At 70.1% G+C, this 22,878-nt stretch carries 16 protein-coding genes; 6 read left to right on the top strand and 10 right to left on the bottom strand.

Features of this window, described 5'->3' with window-relative positions; all coding sequences use genetic code 11:
• Positions 1–9: 9 nt before the first annotated feature.
• From fdhE to fdnG, 4 genes are all read right to left on the bottom strand, one after another.
• The gene (fdhE, locus tag H165_RS0100940) at positions 10–942 is read right to left on the bottom strand and encodes a formate dehydrogenase accessory protein FdhE (RefSeq protein WP_017937017.1); all 933 of its coding nucleotides are present in this window, start codon (positions 940–942) and stop codon (positions 10–12) included.
• Between the two features lie 57 nt (positions 943–999).
• Positions 1,000–1,632 carry a formate dehydrogenase subunit gamma gene (locus H165_RS0100945; RefSeq protein ID WP_017937018.1) on the bottom strand — a complete coding sequence of 211 codons (633 nt, stop codon included), beginning with the start codon at positions 1,630–1,632 and terminating at the stop codon, positions 1,000–1,002.
• Positions 1,633–1,724: 92 nt separating this feature from the next.
• On the bottom strand, positions 1,725–2,651 hold the full coding sequence (gene fdxH, locus H165_RS0100950; RefSeq protein ID WP_017937019.1) for a formate dehydrogenase subunit beta: 927 nt from the start codon (positions 2,649–2,651) through the stop codon (positions 1,725–1,727).
• A gap of 8 nt (positions 2,652–2,659) precedes the next feature.
• Positions 2,660–5,734, bottom strand: a complete 3,075-nt coding sequence (gene fdnG / locus H165_RS0100955) for a formate dehydrogenase-N subunit alpha (RefSeq protein WP_155943564.1) — start codon at positions 5,732–5,734, stop codon at positions 2,660–2,662.
• 216 nt (positions 5,735–5,950) lie between these two features.
• On the opposite strand from fdnG, the gene H165_RS0100965 reads away from it, so the two are divergent.
• Together H165_RS0100965 and H165_RS0100970 are read left to right on the top strand one after the other, a co-directional pair.
• A complete protein-coding gene (locus H165_RS0100965) occupies positions 5,951–6,400 on the top strand; it encodes a DMT family transporter (protein WP_017937022.1) in 450 nt (149 codons plus the stop codon).
• Positions 6,401–6,574: 174 nt separating this feature from the next.
• Positions 6,575–7,693, top strand: coding sequence for a GGDEF domain-containing protein (locus H165_RS0100970; RefSeq protein WP_017937023.1), 1,119 nt, complete (start codon positions 6,575–6,577; stop codon positions 7,691–7,693).
• 1 nt (position 7,694) lies between these two features.
• Here H165_RS0100970 and pbpC read toward each other — a convergent pair whose 3' ends face one another.
• On the bottom strand, positions 7,695–10,034 hold the full coding sequence (gene pbpC, locus H165_RS0100975) for a peptidoglycan glycosyltransferase PbpC (RefSeq protein WP_017937024.1): 2,340 nt from the start codon (positions 10,032–10,034) through the stop codon (positions 7,695–7,697).
• A gap of 141 nt (positions 10,035–10,175) precedes the next feature.
• Here pbpC and H165_RS0100980 point away from each other — a divergent pair, with 141 nt between their 5' ends.
• A complete protein-coding gene (locus H165_RS0100980; protein WP_017937025.1) occupies positions 10,176–10,469 on the top strand; it encodes a hypothetical protein in 294 nt (97 codons plus the stop codon).
• A gap of 43 nt (positions 10,470–10,512) precedes the next feature.
• Here the strand turns inward: H165_RS0100980 and H165_RS0100985 are convergent, their stop codons facing one another.
• Positions 10,513–15,408, bottom strand: a complete 4,896-nt coding sequence (locus H165_RS0100985) for an alpha-2-macroglobulin family protein (protein WP_017937026.1) — start codon at positions 15,406–15,408, stop codon at positions 10,513–10,515.
• A 183-nt stretch (positions 15,409–15,591) separates the two neighbouring features.
• On the opposite strand from H165_RS0100985, the gene H165_RS0100990 reads away from it, so the two are divergent.
• The 3 genes from H165_RS0100990 to H165_RS0101000 are packed head-to-tail and all read left to right on the top strand — an operon-like array spanning position 15,592 to position 18,462.
• Positions 15,592–16,965, top strand: coding sequence for an MATE family efflux transporter (locus H165_RS0100990; RefSeq protein ID WP_017937027.1), 1,374 nt, complete (start codon positions 15,592–15,594; stop codon positions 16,963–16,965).
• Positions 16,952–17,980 (top strand): sensor domain-containing diguanylate cyclase, encoded by a 1,029-nt coding sequence (locus tag H165_RS0100995; protein ID WP_026146269.1) that lies wholly within the window; start codon positions 16,952–16,954, stop codon positions 17,978–17,980. The genes H165_RS0100990 and H165_RS0100995 overlap by 14 nt, the downstream gene beginning before the upstream one ends.
• A gap of 20 nt (positions 17,981–18,000) precedes the next feature.
• Entirely contained in the window at positions 18,001–18,462 is a 462-nt protein-coding gene (locus tag H165_RS0101000) for a DUF2214 family protein (RefSeq protein WP_017937029.1), read from the top strand.
• Between the two features lie 10 nt (positions 18,463–18,472).
• Here H165_RS0101000 and speA read toward each other — a convergent pair whose 3' ends face one another.
• The 4 genes from speA to H165_RS0101020 form a co-directional block, all read right to left on the bottom strand.
• Entirely contained in the window at positions 18,473–20,386 is a 1,914-nt protein-coding gene (gene speA / locus H165_RS0101005) for an arginine decarboxylase (protein WP_026146263.1), read from the bottom strand.
• Between the two features lie 131 nt (positions 20,387–20,517).
• Positions 20,518–20,889 carry a translation initiation factor Sui1 gene (locus H165_RS0101010; RefSeq protein ID WP_017937031.1) on the bottom strand — a complete coding sequence of 124 codons (372 nt, stop codon included), beginning with the start codon at positions 20,887–20,889 and terminating at the stop codon, positions 20,518–20,520.
• A gap of 205 nt (positions 20,890–21,094) precedes the next feature.
• Positions 21,095–21,631, bottom strand: coding sequence for an NUDIX hydrolase (locus H165_RS0101015; RefSeq protein WP_155943565.1), 537 nt, complete (start codon positions 21,629–21,631; stop codon positions 21,095–21,097).
• 3 nt (positions 21,632–21,634) lie between these two features.
• The gene (locus H165_RS0101020) at positions 21,635–22,690 is read right to left on the bottom strand and encodes a DUF2333 family protein (protein WP_017937033.1); all 1,056 of its coding nucleotides are present in this window, start codon (positions 22,688–22,690) and stop codon (positions 21,635–21,637) included.
• Positions 22,691–22,878: the final 188 nt, after the last annotated feature.

The following is a 22,878-nucleotide window of genomic DNA, read 5'->3' on the forward strand; positions in this document are numbered from 1 at the left end:
AATGGCGGCTCAGTCCCCGCCGCCCGGCGAGAGCAGCAGGTTCGGGGCGCGGCGCAGGTAGCCCTCCTCGGCCAGGCGCAGGTCGAGTGCCAGGCTGGCCAGGTCGTCGGCCTGGGGCTCGGCGTCTGGGGCGAACTCCCGGTAGAACTGCTTGAGGTAGCCCTGGCAGTTCGGGCAGACCTCGGCGCGCAGCGGTGCGCGGGCGGCGCCCAGATCGTCGCGTTCCAGGGACAGGTAGGCGAGGCGCTTGCTTTCCTGGCAGTGGCTGCATTTCACCCGCACGTAGTGCCACTGGCAGGAGCACAGCGAGCAGGCCAGGTAGCGCAGGCCGTTGGACTTGCCGCGGTGGTGGATGACCCCGGCCACCGGCGGCGAGCCGCAGGCCGGGCACAGGGTCTGCGCCTCGCGCTCGATCAGCTGGCCGTCCGGCAGGCCGAGCAGCCAGTGACTGAAGGCCACCTGCAGGGCGGCGCCGAGGAAGGGCACCAGCGCCGCCGGCAGCAGGTCGAACTGGCCGCTCAGCAGGGCCAGCGCCCAGGCCTTGCGCTGCCCGGCATCGGCGCGGCGCAGGCTGGCCAGAGCCTCGGCCACCTGGCCGACGGCGTCCGGCTGCAGATCGTCGACGAGACCGTCCAGCAGCCCCAGCCAGGCGCCCTCGCGCACCGGCATCTCGAAAGCCAGGGGCGGCATGCCGTGCTCGCGGCTGCGCTCCAGGGCCTGCGGGTCCGCCGGTGGCAGCTGCGGAGGGCCGTCCAGCAGGCGCTGCTGGGCGTCGCAGAGGCGGGCGATCAGTCGCAGGTAGTCACCCAGCGGATGCCCCTCGGCCAGCTGGCGCAGGCGCACGGCACGGTGGGCGAACAGGTCGGGGGTGGGCAGCAGGATGAAGGGCGGGATGTTGGCCGCGGCCTCGATCTGCCCGGGTTCGAGAATGGTGCCTGACACGCAGGACTCCTTGGCTCAGGTTGGGGTTCGCGGGGCGCCGCCGGCACCCCGGCCGGATCAGCGCTGCTTGGCCTCGTCGGGACTCACCTGCTTCAGCCAGGCGGCATGGTGCTTGCGCGCCCAGCCGCGGCTGACCCGCCCGCTGAGCATCGCGCCCATGGAGCCCTTCACCCAGAAGCCGGCATAGACGTGGACGATGATGCTGCAGATCAGCACCCAGGCGGCGAAGGCGTGCAGCAACGAGGCCAGGCGGATCAGCTCGATTCCGAACAGATGACTGAAGTACTGGCGCCAGATGATGAAGCCGGTCACCAGCAGCACCAGCATGCACAGCAGCAGCCCCCAGAACAGCAGCTTCTGCCCGGCGTTGTAGCGGCCCACCTCGGGCAGCCGTTCCTCGCGGTTGCCGACCACGTCGCGCCACTGCCGCAGCCAGCGCCGGTCGTTGGCGTCGAAGCGGTTGTGCCGGGCGAAGCGCATGGCCAGCCAGAGAAAGAACAGGAACATGGCCAGGCCGAGGAAGGGATGCAGGATGCGCGTCCAAGGCCCGCCGCCGAACAGCTGGCTGAGCCAGAACAGCGCCGGGTGGAACAGCGCCAGCCCGGACAGGGCGGCGAGCACGAAGAGGATGGCCACCGCCCAGTGGTTGCTACGCTCGGAGGCCGTGTAGCGCTGGATGTCTCTGTTCATCGTCGACTCCTGATGATGCTGTGGGCCGCGGCCGTCGCCCTCCGCGCCGGGAGACGACGCCAGCCGCGACATGCCCGTTCATGCCGCCTCCGCTAGACCCGCGGCTCGCGCGGGTCGTAGGGATGGACCGCGGGATCGACCTGGTGCACCGCCGGGTCGGGGCCGTGCTCGTCCTCCTCCACCACGTTGCGGCCGACCCGCACGTAGTGGAAGAAGCCCAGCAGCGCCACCAGGCCCATACCGAGCAGGCCGAGGGGCTTGGTGATGCCCTTCCACAGGCTGACCATGGGGCTGATCTGCGGATCGTCCGGCAGCCCGGCGTACAGCGACGGCTGGTCCGCGTGGTGCAGCACGTACATCACGTGGGTGCCACCGACGCCCGGCGGGTCGTACAGCCCGGCCTGCGCGAAGCCCCGGGACCTGAGGTCCACGATGCGCTCCTCGGCGTGCTGCTTCATCGCCTCCTTGGTGCCGAACACGATGGCGCCGGTCGGACAGGTCTTCACGCAGGCCGGCTCCAGGCCCACCGCCACCCGGTCCGAACAGAGCGTGCACTTGTAGGCCTTGTGGTCCTTCGCCGAGATGCGCGGGATATTGAACGGGCAGCCGGTGATGCAGTAGCCGCAGCCGATGCACTTGTCCTGGTTGAAGTCGACGATGCCGTTGGCGTACTTGACGATGGCCCCGGGGCTCGGACAGGCCGCCAGGCAGCCCGGCTCCGCGCAGTGCATGCAGCCGTCCTTGCGGATCAGCCACTCGAGGCTGTCGCTCTCGGTCTCGTGCTCGGTGAAGCGCATCAGCGTCCAGCTGCTCGCCGTGAGGTCTGCCGGGTTGTCGTAGGTGCCGTGGTTGTGGCCCACCTCGTCGCGCAGCTCGTTCCATTCCGAGCAAGCCACCTGGCAGGCCTTGCAGCCGATGCACTTGGACACGTCGATCAGCTTGGCCACCTCGTCGACCTGGCGCACCGAGGGCATCGGCGTGGTGGTCGCGGAGCGGGCAATGATGTCTTGGCTACTCATGGCTCACCTCACGCCTTTTCCACGTTGACCAGGAACGACTTGAACTCCGGCGTCTGCGTGTTGCCGTCACCGACGAAGGGAGTCAGGGTGTTGGTCAGATAGCCGTTGCGCGCCACCCCGGAGAAGCCCCAGTGCAGCGGGATGCCCACCTGGTGCACGGTCTTGCCGTCCACCGTCAGCGGGCGGATGCGCTTGGTCACCACCGCCACCGCGCGGATGTAGCCGCGGTTGCTGGACACCTTGACCCGGTCGCCAGCGGCGATGCCCAGCTCCCGGGCCAGGGCCTCGCCGATCTCGACGAACTGCTCCGGCTGGGTGATGGCGTTGAGCCGGCAATGCTTGGTCCAGAAGTGGAAGTGCTCGGTGAGCCGGTAGGTGGTCGCCACGTAGGGGAACTCCTCGGCCTTGCCGAACACCTCCAGGTCGCCCTTGAACACCCGCGCCGCCGGGTTGCAGGTGGCCTGCGGGTTGTCCGGGTGCAGCGGGTTGCGGCCGATCGGCGTCTCGAAGGGCTCGTAGTGCTCGGGGAAGGGCCCCTCGGCCATGCGGTCGACGGCGAAGAAGCGCGCCACCCCTTCCGGGTTCATGATGAACGGCCCCATGCCGTCTTCCGGCGGCGAGTCGGCCTTGAAGTCAGGCACGTCGGTGCCCGTCCAGGCCTTGCCGTTCCACCATACCAGGCGTTTCTTCTGCGGATTCCAGGGCTTGCCGCTGGGATCGGCCGAAGCGCGGTTGTAGAGGATCCGCCGGTTGGCCGGCCAGGACCAGGCCCAGCCGAGGGTCTGCCCCATCCCGTAGGGGTCGGCGTTGTCGCGCCGCGCCATCAGGTTGCCCTGCGCCGACCAGGAGCCGCAGAAGATCCAGCAGCCGCTCGCCGTGCTACCGTCCGCGCGCAGCTGGGCGAAGCCGGAGAGCTGTTCGCCAGCCTTGACCAGCAGCGCGCCGGTGGCCGGATCAGTCAGGTCCTCCAGGGCCTTGCCGGAGAACTCCCTGGCCAGCTCCTCGGGGCTCGGCTCCTCGGGCTTCAGGTACGGCCAGTCGAGGTTGAGGATCGGCTCCGGATAGGCACCGCCCTCGCTGCGATACAGCTCGCGCAGGCGGATGAACAGACCGGCCATGATGGCGATGTCGGTACGCGCCTCGCCCGGCGGCTCGGCGCCCTTCCAGTGCCACTGCAGCCAGCGGCCGCTGTTGACCAGGGAGCCGTCCTCCTCGGCGAAGCAGGAGGTGGGCAGGCGGAACACCGTGGTCTGGATCTGCGCCGGGTCGACGTCGTTGAAGTCTCCGGCGTTGCGCCAGAACTCCGAGGTGTCGGTGGCCAGCGGGTCCATCACCACCAGGAACTTGAGGCGCGCCAGCCCGGCGGCCACCTTGGCCTTGTTGGGGAAGGCGGCGATGGGGTTGAAGCCCTGGCAGAAGTACCCGTTGATCTTGCCCTCGTACATCATGTCGAAGACCTTGAGCACGTCGTAGCCGGGGATGTCCAGCTTGGGCAGCCAGTCGTAGCCCCAGTTGTTCTCCGCCGCGGCGTTCTTGCCGTACCAGGCCTTCATCAGGCTGACATGGAACTTCTCGTAGTTCTGCCAGTAGGACAGTTGCCCGGGACGCAGCGGCTGGCTGGTGCGCCTGGCGATGTAGGCCGCGTAGTCCTGCTCGGCGTCGGACGGCAGGGTCAGGTAGCCGGGCAGCAGGTTGGAGAGCAGCCCCAGGTCGGTGAGCCCCTGGATGTTGGAGTGACCGCGCAGGGCGTTCATGCCGCCACCGGGCATGCCGATATTGCCGAGCAGCAGTTGCACCATGGCCCCGGTGCGGATCATCTGCGAGCCCACCGAGTGCTGGGTCCAGCCGAGGGCGTACATGATGGTCATGGTCTTGTCCGGCGCCGCGGTTTCGGCGATGGCTTCCCAGACCTTGAGCATGGCGTCCTTCGGCGTGCCGCAGATATTGCTCACCACATCCGCGGTGTAGCGGCTGTAGTGCTGCTTGAGCAGGTTGAACACGCAGCGCGGGTGGCTCAGGGTCGGGTCGGTGAGCACGTAGCCGTCCTCGCCCCGCTCGTAGCCCCAGGCGGACTTGTCCGGGTAGCTGCGGGTGTTCGGATCGTAGCCGTTGAACAGCCCGTTCTCGAAGCCGAAGCCTTCCTTCACGATGAAGGTCGCGTCGGTGTAGTTGCGCACGTACTCGTGCTGGATCCTGTCGTGCTCCAGCAGGTAGTTGATCAGCCCGCCGAGGAAGGCGATATCGCTACCTGCGCGGATCGGCGCGTAGAGGTCGGCGACCGAGGCGGAACGGGTGAAGCGCGGGTCCACCACGATCAAGCGGGCCTTGTTGTGCGCCTTGGCTTCAGTGACCCACTTGAAGCCGCACGGGTGCGCCTCGGCGGCGTTGCCGCCCATGATCAGGACCAGATCGGCATTCTTGATGTCGACCCAGTGGTTGGTCATGGCTCCACGGCCAAACGTCGGGGCAAGACTTGCCACCGTCGGGCCGTGTCAGACACGCGCCTGGTTATCGAAGCCCAGAATGCCGAGGGAGCGCACCACCTTGTGGGTGATGTAGCCGGCCTCGTTGGAAGACGCCGAAGCCGCCAGGAAGCCGGTGCTCAGCCAGCGGTTGACGGTCTGGCCGGCGGCGTTCCTCTCGATGAAGTTGGCGTCGCGGTCGTCCTTCATCAGCCTGGCGATGCGGTCGAGTGCTTCGTCCCAGCTGATGCGCTTCCATTCGTTGGAGCCCGGCTCGCGCACCTCGGGGTGCTTGAGACGGTTCGGGCTGTGGATGAAGTCGAGCAGGCCGGCGCCCTTCGGGCACAGAGTGCCGCGGTTCACCGGGTGATCGGCATCGCCTTCGATGTGGATGATGTTCTGCGCGACGTTCTTCGCGGCATCGCCCTGGCTGTACATGATCAGGCCGCAGCCGACCGAGCAGTAGGGGCAGGTGTTGCGCGTCTCGATGGTACGCGCCAGCTTGAAGTGGCGGACCTGATCGGCGAAGGCAGTGGGCGGAGCCACTCCCAGGGCCGCCAGGCTCGATCCTCCAAGGCCAACGGCGCAGACCTTGAAGAATTGCCGACGGTTCATGTCCATCCTGTTCTCCTCTTCAGGCGTGTCCCGGTACATTGCCGGAGACTCGGGCGTCCTGAAAAGATAGTCCAGCGCCGGCATTCCGCCAGCCGCGCGGGCCAAGTGCCGCCCCCGGTCGGCGAGCGGAGTCGTCCTGCGGCAGCCGCGGGGGCCTCGACCACTGGCAAGTGGCGCCGGCGCCGGCATAATGCCCGCCCTTTTCTTGCCCGGAGATCCCCCATGCCCGCGCCCACCTGGTGGCTGCTCGCCCTTCCCCTCATCGCCGGCGCCTGCCTGCCCCTGCAGGCCGGCATCAACGGTCAGCTGGCCAAACACATCTCCAGCGTGCTGGCCGCCGGGCTGATATCCTTCGCGGTGGGCACCCTGGCCCTTCTGGTGGTGGTCCTCGCCCAGCGCGAGCTGCCCGGCCTCGGTGTGCTGCGCGGGGTGAGCTGGTGGCAGTGGTGCGGCGGCTTCCTCGGGGTGTTCTTCATCGTCACCGCCGCCTTCGCCGGACCGCGGATCGGCGCCCTGCTGTTCATGGTGCTGGTGATCGCCGGCCAGTTGGGCATGGCCGTGCTGCTCGACCACTTCGGCTGGGCGGGCTTTCGCGAGGCCCCGATCAGCCTCGGCAAGCTCACTGGGCTCCTGCTGATCGTCGCGGGCATCTGGCTGATCCGGCGCGGCTGAACTGGCACCCCGCTCCTCCCTGGCGGGACGGCAGCCAGCGGGGCTCCGCACGCACTGGCGCTCCCGGCAGCGGCGCGGACGCGGACTTGCAAGCAATTTACATACCGGCACATTGCTTCCATCGCCCGGCAATGCCACTATGCGCCTGCTCCGCTGCATTTGTGATCACAAAAGATGGCCCCCGACGCCCGCCTTCCTCCTTCCGAGTACCTCGCCCTCTGGCGGGAAGCCCAGGACACCCGGACCCGAACCCGCCTGGGCGCCATCTACTACCTGATCGGCTGGCTGCTGATCTGGCTGTTCGCCGCCACCCCAGGCTCGCTGCTCCTCGGTCTCGCCGGCACCCTGTACTTCGCCCTCATCATGGCGCTGCGCTGGCTGCACCGGCTGCCCGTCCAGGAGAACGAGGCCAACCTCCACCTCTGGCTCGACCAGCACTGGCGGCTGCTCTACCTCTCCTCCCTAGGCTGGGGCGTGAGCCATGCCTGGACGCTGTACAGTCCCGCCTTCTCTGCCGCGACGCCGATCGCCACCCTCGGCACCCTGGCGTTCAGTACTTCGATGGTCTTCAACTTCCCGATGAGCAAGCGGCGCTGCATGACCGCCCTGCAGCTGCTCTACCTACCAGGCCTGGCGGTGCTCGGCCTGCAGATCCACGAGCAGCAGGCCGAGCTGGTGACCCTGGCGGTCTACCTCAGCTACCTGCTGCTGGTGATCGACCGCAGCCACCGCGAATACCACTCGCGGGTCGCCTTGGAGCGCCAGCTGATCGAGCAGCGCGAGCGCTTCGCCCGACTCAGCCGCACCGACCCCCTGACCCAGCTGGGCAACCGTCTGCACTTCAACAGCCTGTTCCCGGCCATGGTGGCCAACGGGCGACGCCAGCGCACCCCGCTGTCGCTGGTCCTGCTGGACATCGACCTGTTCAAGCGCATCAACGACCAGTTCGGCCATGCCAGCGGCGACGCCTGCCTGATCGTGTTCGCCGAGCGCATGCGCCAGGTGTTCCGCCGCAACAGCGACGTACTGCTGCGCCTGGGCGGCGAGGAGTTCGGCGTGCTGATGCCGGGCACCTCCCTGGAGCAGGCCCGCGAGCTGGCCGAGCGGTTCCGCGCCGAGCTGGCCAGCCAGGGCTTCGAGCTGAACGGCCAGCGCCTACCGCTGACCACCAGCCTCGGCGTCGGCAGCTTCAATCCGGCTCGCGACGACTCCGCCGAGGCCTTCTTCAAGCGCGTCGACGGCGCTCTCTATCGCTCCAAGGCCGACGGCCGCAACCGCCTGACCCTGGCCTGAGTCAGTCGCCCACCCGGAACTCCACCCGCGCGGTCTGTCCGCTCTCGTCCAGCACGCTCAGCTGATAGCGGCCGGCCCGGGCAAGGGCCACGGAGATCCGCCCACCTTCCGCGCTCTCGGCCAGCGGCGCGCCATTGAGGAACCACCAGCGCCGCCCGTCGCCACCCAGGGCAGACAGCTCGAGCTGCAGCGTCTCGCGGCTGGCGGCCGGGCGGCGCAGTCGGTCGCCGTCGCGTACCCCGACGATGGACAGCGGCTCCGGCTGCGGCTCGGCCAGCGGCGGGCAGGCCGGATCGGCAGCCGGCAGGCGCGCGGCACGCCGCTCGCGGCGCGGCAGCCAGGGTTCCAGGGCGGCCGGCCAGAAGGCCAACTCGCGGACCTGCGCGCCCGGGCAGCCGGGCCTCACGCGCAGGCCCGCGGCGTTCACCCAGATGGTCTGGCGCAGCCCCAGGCCGAGGGGCTGGTCGGCCGCTGGCAGGGTCGGCGGCACCGTGCCGTCCAAGATCCAGGCGAAGCGCTGGCGCCGGCAGTTGGGATCGTCCTTGCCCTGTTCCTGGCCGAGCGGCCAGCAGATCGCCGCCACCCCGACGCTGGCCGGCACCGGCTCCTGCGGATGGGCGATACCGCGCTGCCGGTCGCGGTTGACCAGGAGGTCGTGTACCTGCAGCAGCAGCGGCGCCGCCGAGGCCAGGCCGAACTGCCCAGGCACCGGAGTGCCGTCCGGACGGCCGAGCCAGACGCCGATCAGGTAGCGCGGCCCGACGCCGATCGCCCAGGCGTCACGGAAGCCGTAGCTGGTGCCGGTCTTCCAGCCCAGGCTGGGGCGCGGCGCAAGCTGGGCGCGCGGATCGCGGTCCGGACGCGCCTGGCCGGACAGGATGCGCTTGACGATCCAGGCCGCGCCGGGAGACAGCAGGCGCCGCTCGTGCAGCCCGTCCTCGGGCTTGAAACGCAGCCGCGCGGTGCGCCCACCACGGGCAAAGGCGCTATAGGCGGCGACCAGGTCTTCCAGGCGCGCCCCGCCGCCGCCGAGGATCAGCGCCAGGTTCGGCTCGGCCAGAGGCGGCAGCACCAGGGGCAGGCCGGCGGCGCGCAGCTCCCCGGCGAAGCGCTTCGGCCCGTAGGCCTCCAGCAGCTGCACCGCCGGCAGGTTGAGGGAGGTGGCCAAGGCCTCGCTGGCCGACACCGGGCCGCTGAAGCCGCTGTTGAAGTTGCCCGGCCGGTAGTCGCCGTAGCGGCGCGGCACGTCCTGCAGCAGCGACTCGGAATGGATCAGCCCGGCGTCCATGGCCAGGGCGTAGAGGAAGGGCTTGAGGGTCGAGCCCGGCGAGCGCAGCGCGCGAACCATGTCCACGTGGCCGAAGCGGCGCTCGTCGCCGATGTCCAGCGAGCCCAGGTAAGCGCGCACCGCCATGTTCTGCGTCTCCACCACCAGCAGCCCCGCCGAGGTGGCTTCCGGCAGACGCGCCCGCCAGCCGAGCAGCAGCTCCTCCAGGCGGCGCTGCAGCGCGGCATCGATCAGGGTGCGGATCAGCGGCGGGCTGCCGGGCCGGTTCAGGCGGCGGGCCAGCAGCGGGGCGAGCCGCGGCTCCTGGCGCGGAGCGAGCAGCACCGGCTCCTGAAGGGCCTCCTGCACCGCCTCCCGGGACCAGACGCCGAAGGCGGCGAGACGCTCCAGGACCTTGTCGCGGGCCGCCTGGGCGCGCTCCGGATGGCGGTCCGGGCGCAGCCGGCTGGGTGCCTGGGGCAGCACCGCGAGCAGCGCCGCCTCGCTGCGGCTCAGCTGGCTGGGCGGCTTGCCCAAGTAGGCCCAGCTGGCCGCCGCCACGCCCTGCAGGGTGCCGCCGAAGGGCGCGCGGTTCAGATAGAGACCGAGGATCTCCGCCTTGGACAGGTGCCATTCCAGCTGCAGGGTGCGCCACAACTGCTTGAGCTTGCCGGGCAGCGTGCGCGCATGGGGATCCAGCAGACGCGCCACCTGCATGGACAGGGTGCTGCCGCCGGACAGCACGCGACCGCCGCTGAGGTTCTGCCAGGCGGCGCGAGCCAGGGCCAGGGGGTTGACCCCAGGGTGCTGGTAGAACCAGCGGTCCTCGTAGGTGAGCAGCGCCTCCAGGTAGTAGGGCGAGACCTTCTCGAGGCTTACCGGATAGCGCCACACCCCCTCGGCATCGGCGAAGCGCCACAGCGGCGTGCCATCCTCGGCGAGCACCACCCGCGCCAGATCGTCGCCCGGCAGCGGCAACGGAAACAGCCGGTCGGCCAGCCACAGCAGGGCCAGCGCCAGCAGCGGCCAGCACCCCCAGCGCCAGAGGCGGCTTCGCGCGCTGCGCCAGCTCATCGGCGCAACCCGGCGGCGGGGGTGGCACAACGGGCGAGGGGACGGAACATGCGGGGCTCCAGGAAGGCTTCGGGGAACTCGCGGCGGGCACCGAGGGCCCAAGGTGGAACAGGACGGGCACGCAATTCAAGGACACCGACGATGCGCTCTGAAGGCTTCTTCGAATGGCTCGGCGAAACGCTGGGCGCGATCATCCGCTTCCTCGTCGAGGGCATCGGCGCCTTCTTCGCCAGCATCGGCCACGCTGGCAGCGCCTTTCTCGACGGCCTGGCCCGCGCCCTGGGCATGGACCCGACCTGGCTGAGCCTGCTGGCCCTGATCATCGGGCTGTTGCTGCTGGTCCATGCCGGGCGGGCGCTATTGCGGGGTTCGCTCATCTACGGGGTGCTGATACTGCTGCTGGGGCTGTGGCTGCTGAGCCTGCTGATCGGTTAGCCGGACCGCCCTCTCCCGCAAGCGGGAGAGGGCCTCGCGGCACTCAGCGCCCGCGCACCTCCAGCATCCCCGGGGTCTCGCCGATGGCCTGCCAGCTCGGCCGGTACATGGACTCCACCTGCGGCGGCGGCACCCGGTAGCGGCCGGGTGTGACGGCGCGGGCCAGGTAGAGCAGGTGGGTGGTGTCATAGCCGCTCAGGTCCAGGGCGGCGACATAGCGGTCGTCGCGGAACTCCTGGTGCTTGATGGCGGCGTTCTGCATCGAGCGCAGCCAGTCCTGCAGCGCGCCGCCGGCGTCGGCCAGGCTGGCGGCGCTGCCGGCGAGGTTCTGGTTCTCCAGCTCCAGGCCGGCCGGCAGCAGGTCCACCACCAGGGCGTCGGGCACCCGCTGGCGGGCCTCCAGGGCGAGGTGCACCAACAGCAGGTCGCCGCTGCGCAGGTTGCCGAGGTCCAGCGGACGACCGTCGAGATCCAGGTATTCGCGGCGGATGCTCAAGTTCTCGCCGCCGGGACGCGGCGCTTCAACCGGGTAGCCGGAGATGTCCAGCCGCTGGTAGAGGGTGTCCGCGCCCAGGTTGCGCAGGGTCAGCGGCTCGGCCAGGGCCGTGCCCTCCAGCTTGAGGCCCGGCGCGGCGCTGCTCAGCTCGCGGTGCTGCCCACCGATCTGCAGCTGCGCCCGCCAGTCGCCCTCAGGCTTGCCGAGCAGGTCACGGCCGGCCAGGAACAGGGCGTTGCGCTCCTGGGTGGACAGGTACTGGTGCTGGGCCAGCAAATCGGCCAGGCCGAACAGGCGCTGCTCGCGGCTGCCGGCAGCCAGGTCATGCTCCTCCAGCAGGGCGAGGATCATCGCCTGGTCGCGCAGGGCACTGCCGTAGTCGGCCAGCCACTGGCGGTCGTCGCGGCCGCGGGACAGGCCGGCGGCCAGGGCCTCGTCGGCGCGCGGCTGGTCGCCCATCAGGCGCAGGGCGATGGCCAGGTGCACCAGGGGCAGGCCGGACTTGGCCTCGCTGCGTCGCTCGTGGAGGCTGCGCAGGGCGCCGAGCGGCGCCTGCCGGCTGCGCGCCAGGACGTAGCCGGCATAGGCCTGCACGGCGAAGCGGCTGTGCGCGGAGTCGTCGCTGTAGCCCACCTCGATCAGGCTGCGTTCCTGCAGGTAGCGCAGAAGCCGCTCGCTGGCCTTCTTCAGCGCCTCGGCGGGCACCCCGAAGCCCTGCTCGCGAGCGCGCAGCAGGAAGTCGGTGACGTAGGCGGTCAGCCAGTATTCCTCCTCGCCGTCGGCGCTCCACAGGGCGAAGCTGCCGTTGTGGCGCTGCATGCCGAGCAGGCGTTCGATGCCCAGCTCGATCTTGCGCCGCCGCGCCTCGTCCGCCTCGCCGGCGATGCCCAGGCGCGCGAGGCTGGCGGCATCCGCGTAGAGGCTCGGGTAGAGGCCGCTGGTGGTCTGCTCCAGGCAGCCGTAGGGATAGGCCTCGAGGGCGCGGATCTGCTCGCCGAGGTTGAGCGGCGGACGGCTGGACAGGCTGAGCAGCGCCTCGCGGCCGGCTGGCTCGAAGGCCTCCAGAGTGCCGGCCGGCAGGCTCCAGGGCTTATCCTCGAGCACCGCGCGGAAGCTTTTCAGCTGCGCCGGATAGGCCGGGCGCACGCCGATCCGCCAGCTGCGCACATAGTTGGGCAGTTGCTCGCCAGGCAGTTCCAGGCCCCGCACGCTGACCTCGACCTCGCCGCTGCCGTAGCCGCCCTCGGCGCGCACCGGTATCTGCAGGGTAAGGCGCTGGCCGGGAGCCAGGCGCACCTGGCGTTCCGCCAGGTCGTCGAGCAGCTGCAGCTGACCTGCGCTGCGCAGGCCGACGCTCAGCTGCTGGGCCTGCTCGGTAAGGTTGCGCAGGTCCAGGGCCAGACTGGTGCGGTCGCCGCCGGCCAGGAAGCGCGGCGCCGACAACTCGGCGATCAGCGGCGCGGCGACCACCGTCTTCGCCTCGGCCATGCCGAAGCGCTCGTCGCTCCACACCTGGGCCATCAGGCGCAGCTCGCCGTTGAAGTCGGGAATGTCCAGGCTGAGCTCGCCCTGGCCCTGCTCGTCCAGGGTCAGCGGCTGGCTCTGCAGGGCGACGATGGTGACGCTGGTGTCCGGGCGCTGGCCGCCGCCGGCCAGAGCCGCGTCGCCGCCGAACGCCAGGCTGGCCAGACGCCCCTGGCCGGCCTCGATCAGTTGGCCGTAGACGTCCAGCTGGTCGACCCCGTAGGCCTTGCGGCCGAACAGCCCGGCGAAGGGATCGGGGGTCTGGTAGTCGGTGATGTTGAGGATGCCGACGTCCACCGCGGCGAGCAGCACCCGCGCCCGGCCCGCCGGGGCGCCGCTGGCGTCGCGGGCCTGAACGCGGACCTTCAGCGCCTGATTGGGGCGCATCTTCTCCGGCGCCTGCAGCTCCAGGCTCAGCTTGCGCTCGCTGCGCTCCAGCGGCAGGTGCAGAAGGCCCACCGCGCGTTTCGGGGTGATCGCCGCCTTGCGCTCGCCGGGACGCACCACCAGGGCACTGACGTACAGGTCATGGCGCGCCCAGTCGCGGGCGATGGGAATCTCGAAGCTCCTGCCCTCGGCCGGCACCTCCACCGCCTGCCACCACAGCGGGCCCTCGCTGGATTCCACCAGCAGGTAGCCCTTACCGGCGGCCGGCGGGGTGACGGTGACCCGTGCGGTGTCACCATCCTTGTAGGCCGGCTTGTCCAGGCTCAGCTTGACCTGGTCGGGACGCACCGCGCCGCCCTCGGCGTTGTCCTGCCAGCGGTAACCGGCCCAGAAGCGCAGACTGCTGACCAGACCGGTCTGCGGGTCCTGCACCTCGACGCGGTAGGGGCCCCACTCCACCGGGAAGCTGACCCTGGCGGTGCCGCCGGCAACCACCGAGAGGGTCTCCTCGGCGAGCTGCAGGTACTTCTCGTTGTAGTGGTGGCTCCAGCCGTCGCTTTCCGAATAGTTCCAGTAGTAGTCGCGGCGCTCGCGCACCAGGCGCACTTTGAGGCCCTCGGCGGCCAGCTTGTTGCCGGCCGGATCGGCGACCAGCAGCTCGAACTCGGCGAGGCCGTCGGCGTCCACCGAGTCGCCATCGAACAGCCCGCGCAGCCCCGGCAGCCGCTCGGCCGGCCAGACCGGCTGGACCAGGCGCCGGGTGATCGGCCGGCCGCCGGACTCCTGCAGGCTGGCCTGGAGGATCAGCTTGAGCGGCGAGCGGGCTTCGGCCCACTGGCTGGCGATTTCCAGGGTGGCCTTGCCGGCCGCGTCCAGGGTGGTCTCCTCGAGGTCGAGGTTCTGGGTCAGCTCCTCCTCGGTCACCGAGCCGAACTGGTAGCCGGGCAGGCCGGCCACCGCCTCGCGCAGCGGGCGCACGTAGAGCTGCCCGGACAGGCGGTTGCCGGAGGCCGGGGCGCCATACAGGTAGCGGCCCTCCACCTGGAAGCGCGCCGCCGCGGCGGGCGCCAGGGGCCGCGCGCTGCCCTGCAGCTCCAGGGCCAGGCGGTCGGGCAGGAAGTCCTCGACGAGGAATTCGTAGAGCTGCGGCCGGCCGTCGCCCAGGTCGAAGAGCAGTTGCCACCTGCCGGTGGGCGCCTCGCCAGCCAGTTCCAGGCGGTACTGGTAGAAGCCGCTGTCGTCGGGATTCCAGACGAACTTGCGGCTGACCTGCTCATCCGGGCGACGCACCTCGACGTGCACCGGCTGGGGCGGCACCGGCTTGCCGTCGGCGTCGCGCAGCAGGGCGTTGAGCAGCACCGTCTCGCCGGGGCGGTAGAGGTCGCGCGGGCCGAACACGAAGAGCTGCAACGGATGGGCCTGAGGCCCGGCGATGTCGAACTCGGCGAGGTCCAGGGCGGCGCCGTTCAGACGCAGCAGGCTGGTCTGCCCGCCCTGGCGGGCGAGCAGCAGCTCGGCCTTCTCCGCCAGCGCCAGCTGGGCGTGGCCGCGGTCGTCGGTGCGACCGCCGGCCAGACTCCGGCCGTTGCCGTCGAGCAGCTCCAGCTCGACCCCGGAGAGCGCCGCACCGCCGTCCAGGGCCTGAGCGAAGACGTCCAGACGGTCCCGGTAGCGGTGCGCGGAGAGGCCGATGTCGCTCAGGGTGAACAGGGTGGCCGGCTGGCTGTAGGCGTAGCTGCCGGAACGGCGCATCACCGCCAGGTAGACGCCCGGCTGCTGCAGCGGCGGGATGCCGGCGATGGGCAGCAGGAGAGTCTCGCGGGTGTTGCGCGCCGGGTTGAGGTCGAAGCGGCCCTCGTAGACCAGCTCGGTCATCGGCAGCAGATCATTGGCCTCCCAGGTTTCCAGACTGCTGGCCCGCCCCCAGCGGCTGAGGAAGGCCGGCAGGGCCTGGGGCTTGATCCGGAAGAACTCGACGTTGACCTTGTCGACGTTCAGGGCGATCACCGGCAGCCCCTCGGCCAGGCGGGTCGGCAGCAGCGAGCCGCGGCTGGCGAAGCCGACGCTGGCCTGCAGGTCGCGGGTGGTCAGGCGCACCACGTGCTCCCTGGCCAGGGTCTTGCCGTTGACCGCGCGCAGTCCGGCGTCGGCGGTGAACACCAGCTTGCGGCGCGGCTCCAGGTGGCGCAGGCGCACCTCCATCAGGTTATCGGCCAGCTCCCAGGCGCCGTCCACCTTGCCGCTCTTGCTGTCCACTAGGTGCAGGCGCTCGGCCAGGGCCTGCTCGGGGTCCAGCGGCACCGAGAAGCTCACCGACAGGGCGCTGGCGCCGTCCACCTGGATTTCCGAGACGTCCACCACCTGCAGCTCGCGGCCGGCATAGCGCGCGGCCAGGGCGGCGCCATCCGCCGGCGCGGGACGGGCCTCCTCGACGCTGGCGGCCGGCGCCAGGGGCGGCGCTTCGGGGGTGGAGGAATCGCAGGCGCCGAGACAGGCGAACGCGAGGGCCAGGAACAATCCCTTGTACGACATGGCAGGCTCCCGAAGGGCGGTCATTGGAGTTGGAAGGCGCTCACTATAGCCGAGCGCCCTGCCCCGCTACGAGACTGGCGGCCGGGGTCTCCCCGTGCCCTGGCCGGGCGGCGGAGCGTCGTACACTGCGCCTCCGTGCCCCGCCGCTGCGCCGGCATACCCCGACTCACCCAAGGAAGCCGCATGTCCGCCCTGCTCGACGCTTGGCAGCACCGCCCGACCCACCGCAAGGTCTGGGCGCTGGCACTGCCGATGATCCTCTCCAACCTCTCGGTGCCGCTGGTGGCGCTGGTGGACAGCGCGGTGGTCGGCCACCTGCCGCACGCCCACCAGCTCGGTGCGGTGGCGGTGGGTGGCGCCCTCTACACCCTGGTGGTCGGCATCCTCGGCTTCCTGCGCATGGGCACCACCGGCTTCGCCGCCCAGGCCGCCGGCCGCGCGGATGGCGGCGCGCTGCGCCAGGTTCTCTGCCAGGGCCTGCTGCTGGCCCTCGCCCTGGCCGGGCTGCTCGGCGCCCTGGCGCTGCCCTTCGGCGGCCTGGCGCTGGGGCTGATGAATCCGTCCGCAGCGCTCGACGGGCTGACCCGCGAGTTCCTGCACGTCCGCCTGTTCGGCCTGCCGGCGGCGCTGGCCAACTACGCCCTGGTCGGCTGGTTCCTCGGCAGACAGAACGCCCGCGCGCCGCTGGCCATCCTGCTCACCACCAACCTGCTCAACGCGGCGCTGTCGCTGCTCTTCGTGCTCGGCCTGGACTGGGGGGTGAGCGGTGCGGCACGCGCCGCGGTGCTCGCCGAATGGAGCGGCGCGCTGCTCGGCCTGGCGCTGAGCCGGCAGGCCCTGCGCCGGTACCCCGGACGGCTGGACTGGGCGGCGCTGCGCCGCTGGGCCGAGTGGCAGCCGCTGCTGGCGGTCAACCGCGACATCTTCATCCGCTCCCTGGCCCTGCAGGGGGTGTTCTTCCTGGTCGCCGTGCAGGGTGCGCGGCTCGGCGACGCCACGGTGGCGGCCAACGCCCTGCTGCTCAACGGCCTGCTGGTCACCGCCTACGCCCTCGACGGCCTGGCCCACGCCATGGAGGCACTGGCCGGGCATGCCATCGGCGCCGGCGACCGCCTGGCGCTGCGCCGCGCCATGATGGTCTGTGGGCTCTGGTCGCTGCTCGGCAGCCTGGCCTTCAGCGCCCTGTTCCTGTGCGCCGGGCGACTGTTCATCGCCCTGCAGAGCGACATCGCCGAGGTGCGCGCAGTGGCCTACGCCTACCTGCCCTATCTGGCCGCCCTGCCGCCGCTGGCGGTGGTCAGCTATCTGCTCGACGGGCTGTTCATCGGCGCCACCCGGGCGCGGGAGATGCGCGATGCCATGCTGCTCGCCGTGGCCCTGGCGTTGCCGGTCGGCTGGGCGCTGCAGGGCCTCGGCAACCACGGCCTGTGGCTGGCCTTCCTGACCTTCATGGGGGTGCGGGGACTGGTGCTGGCTGGCTATGCTTGCAGCCTGACCCGCCACGACCGCTGGTTCGCCCCGTCCACCGCACAAGAGGTTTCCGATGCTGAGCGCTGAACTCCCCGCCAACGAGGCCGAACGTCAGCAGGCGCTGGACCGTCAGAACCTGGTCGACACCCCGGCCGATCCCTACCTGGACACCCTGACGCGTCTGGCCCGCGAGCTGTTCGGGGTGAAGATGGTGCTGGTCAGCCTGGTCGACAAGGACCGCCAGTGGTTCAAGAGCCGCCAGGGCCTGGAAGTGCCCGAGACGCCGCGCAGCATCTCCTTCTGCGGCCACGCCGTGGCCCTGGGCGACGCCCTGGTGGTGGAGGACAGCCTCGCCGACCCGCGCTTCTGCGACAACCCGCTGGTGCTGCAGACGCCGAAGGTGCGCTTCTACGCCGGCCAGCCGCTGCGCGACGCCAGCGGAATGATCCTCGGCACCCTGTGCCTGCTGGACACCACTCCGCGCCGGCTGAGCGAGGCGGAACTGGCCCGTCTACGCGATCTGGCCTACCTGGTGGAAGGCTACCTGCGCCTGCTCGAGCAGTCGGCGCAGGCCAGCCAGCTGCGCGTAGCCCTCAGCCAGGAACAGCGCAAGAGCATGCTGGATCCCCTGACCCAGCTGTGGAACCGCGCCGGACTACGCCACTTCCTGCCCCTCGAACAGGCCGCCGCGGAACGCCAGAAGCTGCACCTCGGGCTGATCTACTGCGACCTGGACTACTTCAAGCAGGTCAACGACCGCCACGGCCACGTCGCCGGCGACCAGGTGCTGTGGGAGAGCGCACGACGGATGAGCGCGGCGGTGCGCCCGCAGGACGTGGTAACCCGCGCCGGCGGCGAAGAGTTCGTGATCCTCACCCAGGTCCATGACGCCGGCGAGCTGCTGCGCATCGCCGAGCGCATCCGCCTGGCCATCGCCGAGCAGCCGATCGCCCTGGAGCAGCTGCAGTACAGGCAGACCGCCAGCCTCGGCTGCACCCTGCTGGCACCCGCGGAGAATCCCAAGGAGGCGCTCAAGCGTGCCGACCAGGCGCTGTACCGCGCCAAGCGCGCCGGACGCAACCGCTGCGAACTGGCCCTCTGAGCAACGACAAGGAGCATCCCATGGCCGCCGCCATCGCCGCTTACCTGCACTACCTGTCGATCTTCGTGCTGTTTGCCCTGCTGAGCCTGGAACACGTGCTGTTCAAGAGCGCCCTCGCCGACGTCGGCCGCGCCCGCCGCCTGGTGCGCATCGACCTGGCCTACGGGCTGTGCGCCGCCGTGGTGCTGATCACCGGCGTGGTGCGGGTGCTCTGGTATGCCAAGGGCCTCGACTACTACCTGAAGAACTCGCTGTTCCACGCCAAGGTGGGTCTGTTCATCCTGGTCGGGCTGATCTCCATCCTGCCCACCCTGACCTTCCTCGACTGGCGCCACGCCCTGCAGGCCGGCCAGGCGCCGCGGGTCGGTCCCGGCCGCGCCCGGGCAGTGATCCTCAGCATCCGCCTGGAGCTGCTCCTGCTGCTGCTCATCCCCCTGCTGGCGGCGCTGATGGCCCGCGGCTACGGGGTGATCGGCAGCTGAGCCGCCCGGCTCAGCTGGACAGGTAGGAGGAACGGGTCAGCCCCAGGCGCAGGGCGTCGAGGAACTGGGTACGCTCGCGGGCACTGATCCGCGCGCTGGCCACCTTGTCGCGATAGTGGGTCATCAGCCCCTCGGGCGACAGGTGCACGTAGCGCAGCATGTCCTCGATGGTGTCGTGGGTCTCGATGCCGGCGTGGAACACGCTGCCGTCCGGGTTCTGGTAAATGTTCACCGAGTCGGTGTCGCCGAACAGGTTGTGCATGTCGCCGAGGATTTCCTGATAGGCGCCGACCAGGAACACCCCGAGCACGTAGTCCTCGCCCTCACGCAGCTCGTGTACCGGCAGGCTGGTCTCGATGCTCTGCTCGTCCACGTACTGGCGGATCTTGCCGTCCGAGTCGCAGGTCAGATCCTGCAGCACGGCGCGGCGCAGCGGCTCCTCGTCCAGGCGGTTGAGCGGCAGGATCGGCAGGATCTGGCCGATCGCCCAGGTGTCCGGGAGGCTCTGGAACACCGAGAAGTTGCAGATGTACTTGTCGGCCAGCTTGTCGTTGAGCTCGTCGAGCACCGCGCGGTGCGAGCGCTGGCGAGCCTTGAGCTGGTTGTACAGGCGCCGGCAGATGGCGAAGTAGCACTGCTCGGCCAGCGCCTTCTGCACCAGGCTGAGCTTGCCGGCGGAATACTGGGCGGCCACTTCCTCGATGTAGTGGGTGGCCCGCCAGTAGGTCTCGGTGACCATCTCCGGGTCGCTGTCGTCGAGCAGGTCGATGAGGTTCTGCAGCACCTCCGGTTGCTCCACCGCCGGGTCGATTTCCGGCACCGCGTCGTTGTGGCGCTCCACGTCGGTGACCTGCACCAGCAGCACCGCGTGGTGGGCGGTCATCGCCCGGCCGCTCTCGGAGAAGATGTGCGGATGGGGGATGTCCTGGCGGTCGCAGAACTCCTTGAGCATGTCGACCACGGCGTCGGCGTAGTCTTCCATGTTGTAGTTGATCGAGCTGGCGTTGCGCGAATGGGTGCCGTCGTAGTCGACGCCCAGCCCACCGCCGACGTCCACGTGGTCCACCGGCAGGCCCATGGCGCGCAGCTCGCCGTAGTAGCGGATGGCCTCGCGGAAGCCCTTGCGGTAGTCGGCGATGTTGGCGATCTGCGACCCCATGTGGAAGTGCAGCAGGCGAATGCCCTGATCCAACCCGGCCTCGCGGAAGCGCTCCACCACCGCCAGCACCTGCGCGGCGGACAGTCCGAACTTGGACTTCTCGCCGCCGGTGTCCGCCCACTTCGAGGAGGCGAGCGAGGACAGCCGCACGCGCAGGCCGATCTGCGGGGCGACCTTGAGGTCGGCGGCCTCCTCGATCACCAGGCGTACCTCGGATTCCTTCTCGATGACGATGAACACGTTGTGGCCGAGCTTCTGGCCGATCAGCGCCAGGCGGATGAACTCGCGGTCCTTGTAGCCGTTGCAGACGATGGTGCCGCCCTTCGGCGCCAGCGCCAGCACCGCCAGCAGCTCCGGCTTGGAGCCGGCCTCCAGGCCGATGGCGACGTTGTCGGTGGCGATGATGCTTTCCACCACCGCCTCCTGCTGGTTGACCTTGATCGGGTAGAGCGCGGTGTAGCGGTTCTGGTAGCCGAGCCGCGCGATGCTCGCCTCGAAGGCGCCGACCAGGCGCCGCACGCGGTCTTGGAGGATGTCCGGGAAGCGCACCAGTAGCGGCAGCGACAGGCCGCTCTGGCGCAGTTCCTGGACCTGCAGGTAGAGGTCGATGGGCGCGCTCTGCGGGCCGTTCGGGCGCACCTCGACGTGGCCGGCGTCGTTGATCGAGAAGTAGCCGTCCCCCCAGTGGCGGATGCCGTAGACGGTGCGGCTGTCCGCCACCGTCCATTGGCTGCCGTCGGCTTTGCGAGTACGTCGTGCGGACATTGGTTCCCCCTGAAGATGAGCATCACGGCACCGCCCACGCGGAAAGGGCGGCGCGCGTCTGGCGAGTCTGGCAGACGCGAATGACGATTACCGGAGCCTCGGCCCCGAACCTGAAGTGTAGAAGGGGCGGCTCAGCCGCCGGATTTCTTGGCCTTGAAACCGCGCCTGGCGAGTTCGCCGAGGAGCAGTTCGACGTGATCGCCCTGGATCTCGATCACCCCGTCCTTGAGCGCGCCGCCGGTGCCACAGCGCTTCTTCAGGGCGCTGGCCAGCTCCTTGAGCTGATCGCCGGCCAGCGGCACGCCGCTGACGGTGGTCACCGTCTTACCGCCACGGCCCTTGGTCTCGCGGCGTACCCGGGCGATGCCGTCGCCCTGGGGGACGCTGGCTTGCTTGCAGAGGCAGGAGGCCACCGGCTGGCCGCAGTCCGGGCAGTGCCGGCCGCCGTCGGTGGAGTAGACAAGGCCGCCCAAGGCGGCGAAGGAAGAGGCTTTCTTGACCACCGGCTGGTCCTCATGGGCTGGTCAGGATAGCGACTGGCCGGCGACTGCCGACCGCGAAGCCCCACTCTGGCAGGGGCAGCGCTGGGAGCGGACTGGCGTCCGACTCGAAAGGCGGCGCAGTTTACCGGCAAAGTCCGCGCTTGCTAAGTAGCGAATTGCGTCATCGACCGGCGGATTGGCGACGCCCTGCGCCCGGCGCGGGGCCTCAGTAGAGCGCCGCCAGGTAGCGCTGCAGGGCCGCCAGGGAGTCCGGGCAGTAGGGTTTGCGGCGGATCTCGGCGAGCGCCTGGTCGAGGCTCAGGAAACGCGCCTCCACCACCTCCTCCGGCTGCAGCACCAGGGGCGCGTCGGAGACCGCCGAGTAGGCGGTGCACCACAACCGGCTCTCCGGGGCGTCGTAGAGGAAGTGGGCGTGCTCGACCAGTTCTACCCCGACGATGCCCAGCTCCTCGGCCAGCTCGCGGGCGGCGGACGCGGCGTAGTCCTCGCCGTACAGCACCATGCCGCCAGCGGCCACGTCCCAGTAACCGGGATACAGCGCCTTGCTCAGGGTTCGCCGGTGCACGCAGAGCTCGCCGGCAGAGTTGAACAGCAGGATGTAGGTGCCCCGGCCGATCAGCCGCCGGGCACGCAGTTCGGCGCGGGGCACGCCGCCGAGCAGACGGTCCTGCTCGTCGACCCAGGCGACCACCTCGGCGTCCGAGGCGGCGCGATGCGCCGCCTCATCCACGGGGCGCGGCACGGCTCAGCCCTGGCTGAGCAGCTGGCGCAGGTCGATCACCGCCGCGTTGGCCCGGGAGATGTAGTTGGCCATTACCAGCGAATGGTTGGCGAGCACGCCGTAACCGCTGCCGTTCAGCACCATCGGGCTCCACAGGGTTTCTTGGGCGGCCTCCAGCTCGCGGATGATCTGCCGCACGCTGACCGTGGCGTTCTTCTTGGCCAGCACGTCGGCGAAGTCGATCTCGATGGCGCGCAGCAGGTGCGACAGCGCCCAGGCCTGGCCGCGGGCCTCGTAGAACACGTTATCGATCTGCAGCCAGGGGGTCTCCACGCGGCGCTCGCCGGCTTCCCCGCTCTCTCCCTCGCCGGGGGTCCAGTCGGCGTCGACGCGGACCCGCCCGACGCTGGCCGAGAGCCGCTGGGACAGCGAGCCTAGGCGAGTGGCCACGTCACCCAGCCAGTTGTTGAGGTTGTCGGCGCGGGCATAGAACTGCGCGTTGGGCTGGTTGGGGTCGGTCAGCCGGGCGATGAAGCGCTCCAGGGACTTCAGGCCCTCCTCGTACTCCGACTCGGCGGAGGGCAGCGCCCAGCTCTTGTTGTCGAAGTTGAAGCGCGGCTCGGCGCGGGCCAGATCGACGTCCTCGGTGGACTGCGACTGGGAGCGGGCGAAGTCCTTGCGCAGGGCCCGCGACAGGTCGCGCACCTGAACCAGCACGCCGTATTCCCAGCTGGGCATGTTGTCCAGCCAGAGGCCCGGCGGGAACAGGTCGTTGGACAGATAGCCGCCCGGCTTGTCGAGCAGGGTGCTGGCCACCCGGCGCAGGGTTTCCACGGTGGCGTAGCCGGTCACCGGCTGGCGCCCGGACTGCTCGGCGGCGCTCTGCACATGCTGCGGCACGGAGAACAGCTCCGGCTCCTGGCTCCAGTACCAGCCGACCACCAGGGCAGCCAACAGATAGAGGCCGATCAGGGCACCGAGTGCCCGGCTCCACAGCCCGGAGAAGTAACTGCGGGCGCTATCCAGGGAATCCGCAGTGCGGGCCTGGGCGGCACCTGCGCGTTTGGTCCAATCGAGCATTGTGCTTGTCCTTACGTGAAACGCTGCGGGAAGTGCGGCCGGTCGGCCGCGGCTCACTCCACTATAAGTCATGCGGCCGACGGGACGCAGCCGCACGCCGGCAAACTTTGAGTGGGCGGCCAGGCCGGGACTGGAACCGCGTCAAGGAAACGCGCGTCGAAAAATCGTAAATAGTGACTTCCGGGAGT

It is taken from the genome of Pseudomonas thermotolerans DSM 14292, assembly GCF_000364625.1.
In the GTDB taxonomy this organism is placed as follows: domain Bacteria; phylum Pseudomonadota; class Gammaproteobacteria; order Pseudomonadales; family Pseudomonadaceae; genus Aquipseudomonas; species Aquipseudomonas thermotolerans.